This is a genomic window from Pseudomonas sp. PS01270 (genome assembly GCF_029959775.1).
Classification (GTDB): Bacteria; Pseudomonadota; Gammaproteobacteria; order Pseudomonadales; family Pseudomonadaceae; genus Aquipseudomonas; species Aquipseudomonas atacamensis.
Genome location: NZ_JASCPT010000153.1, coordinates 1 through 10847 on the forward strand (window position 1 = coordinate 1; position 10847 = coordinate 10847).

Annotated in this window: 7 protein-coding genes; 6 read left to right on the forward strand and 1 reads right to left on the reverse strand. The window is 61.8% G+C overall.

Translation table 11 applies throughout. The annotated features are described in order from the left end of the window. Window positions 1–93 precede the first annotated feature (93 nt). The gene (xthA, locus tag QMX86_RS25170) at window positions 94–906 is read right to left on the reverse strand and encodes an exodeoxyribonuclease III (protein ID WP_073471316.1); all 813 of its coding nucleotides are present in this window, start codon (window positions 904–906) and stop codon (window positions 94–96) included. A 260-nt stretch (window positions 907–1166) separates the two neighbouring features. Here xthA and QMX86_RS25175 point away from each other — a divergent pair, with 260 nt between their 5' ends. From QMX86_RS25175 to QMX86_RS25200, 6 genes are all read left to right on the forward strand, one after another. Further along, window positions 1167–1817 carry a GNAT family N-acetyltransferase gene (locus QMX86_RS25175; protein ID WP_122750591.1) on the forward strand — a complete coding sequence of 217 codons (651 nt, stop codon included), beginning with the start codon at window positions 1167–1169 and terminating at the stop codon, window positions 1815–1817. A 66-nt stretch (window positions 1818–1883) separates the two neighbouring features. Next, entirely contained in the window at window positions 1884–3611 is a 1728-nt protein-coding gene (locus QMX86_RS25180; RefSeq protein WP_024013431.1) for an autotransporter assembly complex family protein, read from the forward strand. Further along, entirely contained in the window at window positions 3608–7282 is a 3675-nt protein-coding gene (locus tag QMX86_RS25185) for a translocation/assembly module TamB domain-containing protein (RefSeq protein ID WP_282386789.1), read from the forward strand. The genes QMX86_RS25180 and QMX86_RS25185 overlap by 4 nt, the downstream gene beginning before the upstream one ends. A 248-nt stretch (window positions 7283–7530) precedes the next feature. Next, the gene (locus tag QMX86_RS25190) at window positions 7531–8013 is read left to right on the forward strand and encodes a MarR family transcriptional regulator (RefSeq protein ID WP_016775300.1); all 483 of its coding nucleotides are present in this window, start codon (window positions 7531–7533) and stop codon (window positions 8011–8013) included. Further along, window positions 8003–9472 carry an efflux transporter outer membrane subunit gene (locus QMX86_RS25195; RefSeq protein ID WP_282386788.1) on the forward strand — a complete coding sequence of 490 codons (1470 nt, stop codon included), beginning with the start codon at window positions 8003–8005 and terminating at the stop codon, window positions 9470–9472. Before QMX86_RS25190 ends, QMX86_RS25195 begins: the two co-directional genes overlap by 11 nt. A gap of 15 nt (window positions 9473–9487) precedes the next feature. Continuing rightward, complete coding sequence (locus QMX86_RS25200) at window positions 9488–10690, forward strand: HlyD family efflux transporter periplasmic adaptor subunit (protein ID WP_282386786.1); 1203 nt, start codon at window positions 9488–9490, stop codon at window positions 10688–10690. Window positions 10691–10847: the final 157 nt, after the last annotated feature.

Sequence of the window (10847 nt, forward strand, 5' to 3'; positions counted from 1 at the left end):
CGCGAAGGCGGCGTATCAGCAACATATCTGATTACTGACACTCCGCCTTCGCGAGCAAGCTCGCTCCCACAGGGATCTCAGGCAACTCGCGAATCAGGCCAGCTCAAGCCAGATCGGCGCATGGTCCGATGGTTTTTCCATGCCGCGCAGTTCGTAGTCCACGCCGGCATCCTTGACCCGTGGCAGCAGGCCATGGGAAGCCAGAATCACATCGATGCGCAGGCCACGCTTCGGCTCATCTTCGAAACCACGGCTGCGATAGTCGAACCAACTGAACATGTCGCTCACGTCGGGGTTGAGGTGACGATAGCTGTCGGTCAGGCCCCAATTCTTCAGGCGCGCCATCCACTCGCGTTCTTCCGGCAGGAAGCTGCATTTGCCGGTTTTCAGCCAGCGCTTCATGTTGTCCGGGCCGATGCCGATGTCGCAGTCTTCCGGGGAAATGTTCACATCACCCATCACCACCAGTGGCTGTTCATTGTGGAACTGGCTTTCCAGTAGCGCTTGCAGATCGCTGTAAAAACGTTCCTTGGCAGGGAATTTGGTTGGGTGGTCGCGGCTTTCACCTTGGGGGAAATAGCCGTTCATGATCGTCACCGGCACGCCGTTGGCATCGGCAAAAGTGCCCCAGATAAAGCGCCGCTGCGCATCTTCTTCGTCAGTGGCAAAGCCTTTATGAATGGCGATCGGTTCGTTGCGCGAGAGCAGGGCGACACCGTAATGGCCCTTCTGGCCATGGAAGTGCACGTGGTAGCCGAGGGCGCGGATGTCTTCGTGGGGGAACTGGTCGTCGTGGACCTTGGTTTCCTGCAGGCCGATCACGTCGGGCTGATGTTTTTCGATCAGCGCTGCCAGCTGATGCGGACGGGCACGCAGTCCGTTGATGTTGAAGGAAACAATCTTCATGGTCGGCAGTCCTGGCAAAAGGGCGATGCTAGCTGACATGGGGGAGATGGGCCAGTGTGGGACAAATCATTTTGGCCTGTGGGATTTGTGATGCCCTATGCAGCGCCTCTGTGGGAGCGAGCCTGCTCGCGAAGAGGCCGGCAAGATCGATGAAGATCCCGACTTGGTCTATACCTGTGAGGGGAACCACATCACCCGCCCAAGGTTCGTACCAACAAGCGCGCCAGTCTCCGAGCGCGCCTCCGGGGAGAATCACTGCAATGCCTGAAACCCAGTCCGCCGTTGCCGACATCCACATGCTCGACCGCGGCTATTCACGCGAAGCCCGCTCGTTGCTGTATCAGGCCTATCGCCACGAGCCAACCTTCGGCTATCTGTTCGAAGCCGAGCGACCCGGCTACGAACAACGCGTGCGCGCGACGGTGCGCGAGCTGGTCAAACAGCATTTTCTGCAGGACCTGCCGGCAATCGGCCTGCTGGTCAACGACCGCTTGATCGGCATCGCCCTGATCGCACCACCGCAACGGCGCCTGGGCGTTACCGAGAGCTGGGCGTGGCGCTTGCGCATGGTGCTCAGCACCGGTTTTCGCTGCACCCGGCGTTATCTGGAATACCACGACGCCGTCGGCGCATGCGTGCCGGGTGACTCGGTGCACATGCTGCCGCTGCTCGGCGTTCACCCGCAGTTTCAGGGCAAGCACTTCGGCGAACAATTGCTCACCGCCGTGCACAACTGGTGCGCGGTCGATGAAACCTCGCAAGGGGTGGTGCTCGACACCGGCAACCCGCGCTACCTGGAATTCTATAAAAGGCAGGGTTATCAGGAGATCGGCGAGGTTGCCGTCGGGCCGGTGCGCGAACACGTATTTTTCCACGCCAATCCGCAGGTGTTACAAACAGCAACGGGATAACGATCGAACTTCTTCACAAATTACCTGTTCTATCAGGCTCCCGAGCCCGTGATAGCATCCGCGCCTATGAAGTTTCCACGAAGATTTACCAGCGGCGTGCTGATGCTGTTATCCAGCTGCGCGGCGCTGGCGCAAAGTGAATTGGATGTACGGATCAAGCCGTCCAACGATGAACTCAAGGCCAATATAGAAGGCTATATCGGCAGCCTCGGCGATCGCGACGAAGAAGCCTTGCTGCGCTTCAGTCGCGGCGCCGAAGAGCAGGCGCGCAAAGCGGCGCAGGCGCTGGGCTACTACCAGCCGCAGATCGACAGTGACGTCAAGGGCGGGGAAAAACCGCGTCTGGTGCTGAACATCGATCCCGGCGAGCCGATTCGCCTGCGCAACGTCACCGTGCGTGTCGACGGCCCGGCGGCCTCGCTGAAATCCTTTCGCGTACCGAAAAGCGACCTGCTCAAGTCCGGCGCCGTGCTCAACCATGGCCGTTACGAAGACGCCAAACGGGTGATCCAGAATCAGGCCTCGCGCTTCGGTTACTTCAGCGGTCATTTCACCAGCCAGAAACTCATGGTCGATCCGCGCGCGGGCGTGGCCGACATCGAATTGATCTACGACAGCGGCCCGCGTTATGCGCTGGGCAAAGTCAGCTTCGAGGGCGACACGCCGTTCGACGAAGACCTGCTGCAACGCATGGTGCCGTTCAAGGAAGGCGAGCCATACGACTCGGAACTGATCGCCGAACTCAACCGCGACCTGCAATCGAGCGGCTATTTCGAAGGCGTGCGCGTCGATGCAGCACCGACGGCAGCACAGAACGATGTGATTCCGGTCGCCGTCAAACTCGACACGCGCAAGCCGCGCACCATGGGCCTGGGCCTCGGTTATTCGACCGACGTCGGGCCACGGATCAAGGCCAACTGGACGCGCCACTGGGTCAACCCGCAGGGCGACAGCTATGGCTGGGAGGCCGAACTCTCGGCACCCCGGCAGAACGTCGGGCTGTTCTACGACATCCCGCTCGACCCACCATTGACCGACAAACTGCGCTGGGCCGGCGGCTATCAGTTCGAAGACATCGAAGGCTCCGACACCCTCAGCAAGCTGCTGACCTTCGGCCCGGAATGGCACAGCAAGTTGCCCAGCGGCTGGCAGCGGGTGATCTCGCTGAAATGGCAACGTGAAGAATACGAACTCGGCGACGACTCCGGCCTGAGCACGTTGCTGATGCCCGGCATCAGTTATTCGTACCTCAAAAGCGACAACCGCATCGACCCGCGCAACGGCTATCGCCTGAGCTTCGAAAGCAAAGTGGCCAAGGAAGGCCTCGGTTCGGACAACAACCTTTTATATGGCACCGCGCTGGTCAAAGGCCTGACCACGGTGTTCGACAGGCACCGCTTGCTCGGCCGCGTGCAGGTCGGCGGCAGCGCCACCAACGGCTACAACTCGATTCCGCCATCGCTGCGCTTTTTTGCCGGTGGCGATCAGAGCGTGCGCGGTTACGACTATCAGAGCCTGTCGCCGAAAAATTCCGATGGCAAACGGATTGGCGGTCGCTACATGGTGGCCGGCAGCGTCGAATATCAATACTCGATCGCCGAAAAATGGCGGGTCGCGACCTTCGTCGACCAAGGCAACTCTTTCAACAAACTCGAACTGCCCGACCTCAAGACCGGGGTCGGTGTAGGTGTGCGCTGGGTCTCGCCGGTCGGGCCGATCCGCCTTGACCTGGCCCACGCGCTGGACGACGACGGCGGCATCCGGCTGCACTTTTCCATGGGGCCTGAGCTGTGAAGCGTGGTTTGAAAATAACAGCGCTGACTTTGTTGGCGCTGGTCTTGTTGATCGTCCTGAGCCTGGCCGCACTGCTTGGCACGCAGGCCGGCAGTCGTTGGGCGCTGGGCCTTGTACCTGGCTTGAGCGTGGAGAATTTCCACGGTCGCCTCGCTGGGCAGTGGAGTGCCGATCACCTGGTGTGGCAGCAGGACACAAGCCGCGTCGAGCTGAACAAGGCAATCTTCGCCTGGTCGCCGCTGTGCCTGACGCGCATGACCTTGTGCATCGATCAGCTCAAGGCCGAGCAGGTAATCCTGCAATTCCCGCCGAGCGAAGAGACCACCGAGAGCGGCCCGATCACACTGCCGGACCTTCAATTGCCGTTGGCCATCGAATTGGGCGACGTCGAGGTGGGCAGCCTGTTGTTCAACGGCAGCGAACAACTCAAGGGCTTGCAACTGGCGGCGCACTGGACCGCTCAAGGCTTGCAGATCGACAGCGTGAAATTGCAGCGCGACGAGCTCAGCCTGAACCTGTCCGGCCTGCTGCAACCGAGCGGTAACTGGCCGCTGACGATTCAGGGCGATTTGACTTTGCCTTCTCCCGGCAGCGAGCCGTGGACCCTGGCGCTGAAAGTTGAAGGCGATCTGCTGAAAACCCTCAACCTGCACGCCGACAGCCGTGGCTACCTCGACGGCCAGTTGAACGGTGAACTGCAAGCGCTGGCGGAAAACCTGCCGGCCAAGCTGCGCATCACCAGCGACGCGTTCAAACCCAGCGCCGATCTGCCGGACACCCTGCAATTCAATCGGCTTGTGCTCACCGGCGAAGGCGACCTGAAAAACGGTTACCAACTGCTCGGCAACGCCACGCTGCCCGCCGAAAAATCGCCAGTGGCGCTGCTGCTCAAGGGCAAGGTTGACGCCAATGGCGCGCAGATCGCCGGCCTCGACCTCAAAGCCAACGACACGCAAAGCCTCAAGCTCACCGGCAACGTCGACTGGAGCAAGGGCCTCAGCGCTCAGGCCAATATCAACTGGCAAGACTTCCCGTGGCACCGGCTCTATCCGGAAATCGACGAGCCGCAAGTGACGTTGCGCACCTTTACCGGCGAAGTGTCCTACACCGACGGTCAGTACCTCGGTAATTTCGACGCGGCGCTGGATGGCCCGGCGGGGGCGTTCACCCTGAGCAGTCCGTTCAGCGGCAGTCTGGAACAGATCGCCTTGCCGCAACTGGTCATGCAGGCCGGGCAGGGCAAGGCCGAAGGGCACGTCAATGTGCGCTTCGCCGACGGCATCGCCTGGGATACCGCGCTGGATCTGTCGGCGCTCAACCCGGCGTACTGGGTCGCCGAACTGCCGGGTACTCTGGCCGGGTCGTTGCAGAGCAAAGGCGAGATGAAGAATGATCAGCTCAGCCTCAGCGCCGACCTCGATCTCAAAGGCAAATTGCGCGGTCAGCCGGCGATTCTGCAGGCCAAGGCTGACGGCGCGGGCGAGCGGTGGAACCTCAACGCCCTGCAGATCCGCCTCGGCGACAACAGCATCAACGGCAAGGGCAGCCTGCAGGACAAACTCGGCGGGCAGATCGACATCAAGCTGCCGCGTCTGGCCCAGCTCTGGCCGCAATTGCGCGGGCAGGTCAACGGTCAGGTCAACGTTGCCGGTACGCTGAAGGCGCCGCAGGGCAAGCTTGATCTGCAAGGTTCGCAACTGGCCTTCCAGGACAATCGCCTGCAAAGCCTCAACCTCGATGCCACGCTCGACAGCGCGCAGCGGGCGAAGATCAATCTCAAAGGCAGCGGCATTCAGACTGGCGATACCTCGTTGGGCACCCTGACCGCCAGTGCTCAGGGCGATATCAGAAGCCAGAAACTCAACCTCGACCTGATCGGACCGAAGCTGAAACTGGCGCTGGGTCTGGACGGCAATCTGGACAAGGGCAACTGGCGCGGACGCTTGGCCAGTGGCGACATTCAGGCCGGTGGCCAGGACTGGAAGCTGCAAAGCCCGGCCAGACTGGAACGCCTGGCGGACGGCCAGATCAATTTCGGCGCGCATTGCTGGCTGTCCGGCAACGCCAGCCTGTGTGGCGAAGACCAGCGCCTGATGCCCGAGCCGAAGCTGCGTTATCACCTCAAGCAATTCCCGATCGAAAGCCTTGCGCAATGGTTGCCCAAGGATTTCGCCTGGCAGGGCCGACTCAACGCCGATCTGCAACTGGACTTGCCGGCCAGCGGCCCGAACGGCGTGGTCAGTGTCGATGCCAGCGGCGGCACCCTGCGCGTGCGCGACAAGGATCAGTGGCTGGATTTCCCCTACCAGACCCTCAAACTCAGCAGCAAGCTCACGCCCAAGCGCGTCGACACCGAGCTCAATTTTGTCGGCGGCAAACTCGGCGAATTGCTGGTCCAGGCGCAGCTCAATCCGCTGCCGAAAAACAAACCGCTGAGCGGCTCGTTCCGCCTTTCCGGCCTCGATCTATCGGTGGCGCGGCCGTTCGTGCCGATGGTGGAAAAACTCACCGGCCGGCTCAACGGCAGCGGCACTATTTCCGGTGGCCTGCTCGCACCGCTGGTCAATGGCACTGTGCAGCTCAGCGATGGCGAAGTGTCCGGCGCCGAACTGCCGATGGAGCTGCAGAATCTGCAACTGACTGCGGCGATCGCCGGCGAATCGATGCGCCTGGACGGTGGCTGGAACAGCGGCAAGACTGGCAAGGGCAGCCTCAACGGCAACGTCGCCTGGGGGCAGGCGCTGGTGGTCGATCTGGCGCTCAAGGGCACGCAATTGCCGGTCAGCGTCGAGCCCTACGCCAAACTGGAAATGGCCCCGGACCTGAAGATTTCCATGGCCGGCGATGAGCTGAAAGTTGCCGGCAAGGTGCTGGTGCCGAAAGGCGAAATCACCGTGCGCGAACTGCCGCCATCAACCGTGAAAGTCTCCGACGACACGATCATCGTTGGCGCGCAGACCGAAGAGGGCAAACCACCGATCGCGATGAAAATGGACATCGACGTAATCGTCGGTCAAGACAAGCTGAGCTTTGCCGGTTTCGGCCTGACCGCGAATCTGCAAGGTCAGGTGCACATCGGCGACAACATGGACACCCGTGGCGAACTCTGGCTCAACGACGGCCGCTATCGCGCCTACGGCCAGCGCCTGACGGTGCGTCGTGCGCGTCTGTTGTTCGCCGGTCCCATCGACCAGCCGTATCTGGACATCGAAGCGATCCGCCAGACCGACGACATCATCGCCGGTATTCGCCTGAGCGGCAGCGCCGAACAGCCGACCACGCAGATCTTCTCCGAACCGGCGATGAGTCAGGAACAGGCGCTGTCGTACCTGGTGCTGGGCCGTCCGCTGAGCACCAGCGGCGAAGACAACAACATGCTCGCGCAAGCCGCGCTGGGCCTGGGCCTGATGGGCAGTGCCGGGATCACCAGTGGTCTGGCCAAGGATCTGGGGATTCAGGACTTCCAACTCGACACCCAAGGCAGCGGCAACGACACCAGCGTCGTCGCCAGCGGCAACATCTCGGAAAAACTCAGCCTGCGCTACGGCGTCGGCGTCTTCGAACCGGCCAGCACCATCGCCTTGCGCTACAAGCTGAGCAAGAAGGTCTACGTCGAAGCGGCGAGCGGCGTGGCGAGTTCGCTGGATATTTTCTACAAGCGGGATTTCTAGCTCTCGCTCCCTTCAATGATCGTTCCCACGCTCTGCGTGGGAATGCCTCAAGGGACGCTCTGCGTCCCCGCTCTCAAAAATGGACGCAGAGCGTCCCCGGCTGCATTCCCGCGCGGAGCGTGGGAACGATCCCGCGTGGCCGGTCAGTGATTAATTACCAAGCCCCCTAACTATTGCGTTGACATTCGCTGCCTAAGCAGTAACATCTCGACATACATTCACTGCCTAGGCAGTTATCAGGTCGACCCATGAAGCATTTCACCCCGGAAGAATTCAAACATTGCCACCTTGGCCTGTTGCTCGGCCGTGCCGCGTTGCTCAAGGACCGGATCATCGATACCCACATGGAACCCCACGGCATCACGGCCGCGCAGTTCAAGGTGTTGATCATCATGGCCCAGTTCGGCGTCGACACCCCGGCCGAGCTGTGCCGGCATCTGTCGCTGGACAGCGGGTCGATGACGCGCATGCTCGATCGTCTCGAGCAGAAGGCTTTTCTGCTTCGTCAGCGCAGCGAAGGCGACCGGCGTCAGGTGCAGTTGAAACTGACCGAGCAGGGCCAGCAACTGGCTGATCGTCTGCCGCACATCGGTGCCGATGCGATGAATGAGCTGGCCGGCGCGATCTCCCGAGAAGAGCTGAAAACCCTGGAATACATCCTCAAGAAAATCCTGCTGGCCGCCGGTGACCCGATCACCATCCAGCGTCTAGGTGATCACAATGAGCGCTAACACTTTGCGCAGCAGTCTGACGCTGCTGTTGTCGGCGATGATCCTCGCCGGTTGCGCCAATTACAGCGGCCTCGACACCGAAGGCCAGCGCCTCGACGCCGCGCAATTGAAGACAGCGCAGTCTCTCGAAGGCGTCACCCTGTCGCCAGCGGCGTGGCCTAAAAGCGATTGGTGGCGCAGCCTCGGCGATCCGCAGCTCGACGGCCTGATCCGCGAAGCCCTGCACGACAGCCCGGACATGCAGATCGCCGCAGCCCGCGCCCATCAGGCCAGTGCCGCCGCCTATGCCGCCGATGCCGAGCGTTATCCGACCCTCGACGCCAGCGCCGGCATCAGCCGTTCGCGGCTGGCTCGTGATCAGGATCCGCTGGGGCAGGGCGGTGCCTATGCGACGGTGCGCAATGTCAGCGCTGGTTTCAATTACAACTTCGATTTGTGGGGCGGTCAGCGCGATGCCTGGGAAGCCGCACTCGGCGAGGCCCGCGCTGCCGAAGTCGACCGTCAGGCCGCGCAGCTGACACTTGCCGCTGACGTCGCCCGTGCCTATAGCGATCTCGGTCAGGCGCACATCGTTTACGACCTTGCCAGCGAAGACCTCAAGCGCACCCGGCAAATGCTCGACCTCAGTCAGCGCCGCTTGAGTTCGGGGATCGACAGCCAGTACCAGTTCCAGCAAACCCAGAGTCTGGAAGCCAGTTCTCAGGCCAGCCTGATCGACGCGGAAAAACGCCTGAACAGCGCGAAGATTGCCTTGGCGGTATTGCTCGGCAAAGGCCCGGATCGTGGCAACGAAATCGCTCGACCGAAAGTTCTGCAAGCCAGCGCCGTGGCGGTGCCGTCGGTGTTGCCGGCGGAACTGCTCGGCCGCCGCCCGGATCTGGTCGCGGCGCGCTGGCGGGTCGAGGCGGCGAGCAAAGGCATCGATGCGGCGAAAACCCGCTTCTATCCCAACCTCAACCTGTCGGCCTCGGCCGGCGCCGAGTCGTTGCTGGGTGATGCGATGTTCGGTTCGGCCAGCCGTTTCTTCAACATCGCGCCGACCGTATCGCTGCCGATTTTCGATGGCGGCCGCCTGCGCGCCAACCTTGATGCCCGCGACGCCGATTACGATCTGGCGGTGGCGCAGTACAACAAGAGTCTGGTCACAGCCCTGGGCGATGTCGGCGATACGATCAATCAGTTACGCGATATCGGCCGGCAGATCGGCGCGCAGCAACATGCCACCGACATCGCTCAGGATTCTTACAACACCGTCGTCCAGCGTTACGGTTCCGGCATCGGCAACTACCTGGACGTGCTCAGCATCGAGCAGCAATTGCTCCAGGCACAGCGTCAGCTGGCGACCCTCAATGCCGAGCAGATCGACCTGTCGATTCAACTGATGCAAGCGCTGGGCGGCGGCTTTCAGGGTGAAAACCTGAGCGCAGCCAACGCCAGCCCCGCCTCGTCGCACCATTAATTCAAGGTATTTGTCATGGCCACTGCCGAAAACACCCAAGCTCAAGACAACACCCCGGACACCGGCAACCCGCGCAAACGCAAGGTGATGCTGCTGGCCCTCGCCGTGGTCGTCCTGCTCGCCATTGCCGGCGTCTGGGCCTATCACGAATTCATCGGGCGCTTTAACGAAAGCACCGACGATGCCTACGTCAATGGCAACGTCGTGGAAATCACGCCGCTGGTCACCGGCACCGTGGTCAGCCTCGGCGCCGACGACGGGGATCTGGTCCAGGAAGGCCAGGTGCTGGTCAACTTCGACCCCAACGATGCCGAAGTCGGCCTGCAAAGTGCCAAGGCGAAACTGGCGCGCACCGTGCGTCAGGTGCGCGGCCTGTATAGCAACGTCGACGGCATGAAAGCCCAGGTCAACGCGCAGCAGGCCGAAGTGCAGAAGGCCCAGGACAACTACAACCGGCGGAAAAATCTCGCCCAGGGCGGGGCGATTTCCCAGGAAGAGCTGTCCCACGCCCGCGACGACCTGACCTCGGCGCAGAACGCTCTGGCCAACGCCAAACAGCAACTGAAAACCACCAGCGCACTGGTCGACGACACCGTGGTCTCGTCGCATCCAGACGTAATGTCGGCGGCTGCCGATCTGCGTCAGGCGTACCTGGCCAATGCCCGCAGCACCCTGATCGCGCCGGTCACCGGTTACGTCGCCAAGCGCACCGTGCAGCTCGGTCAGCGCGTACAGCCGGGCACTGCGTTGATGGCGGTGATTCCGCTGGATCAGCTGTGGATCGACGCCAACTTCAAGGAAACCCAACTGCGTGACATGCGCATCGGTCAGCCAGTGGATATCGAGGCCGATATTTACGGCAGCGATGTGAAATACAGCGGCACCGTCGACAGCCTCGGCGCCGGTACCGGCAGCGCATTTGCCTTGCTGCCGGCACAGAACGCCACCGGTAACTGGATCAAGATCGTCCAGCGCGTGCCGGTGCGTATCCACATCAATGCCGAACAGCTGGCCAAGCACCCGCTGCGTGTCGGTCTGTCGACCAATGTCGAGGTCAATCTGCACGACCAGAGCGGCCCGGTGCTGGCCCAGCAACCGCCGCAAAAGGCTTCGTTCAGCACCAACGTCTACGAGCGCCAACTGGCCGAAGCGGACGCGATGATTGCCCAGTTGATTCACGACAACAGCGCAGCAGCAGGCAAGACCGCACAGCGCTGAGAGCACACCGGATCAGAAGCAGGCTCTGTGGTGAGGGGTTATGTGTGGCGAGGGGATTTATCTGTGGCGAGGGGATTTATCCCCGCTGGACTGCGCAGCAGGCCCGTTTTTTCTGAGCCCAAAGCGGGGCCGCTTCGCGACCCAGCGGGGATAAATC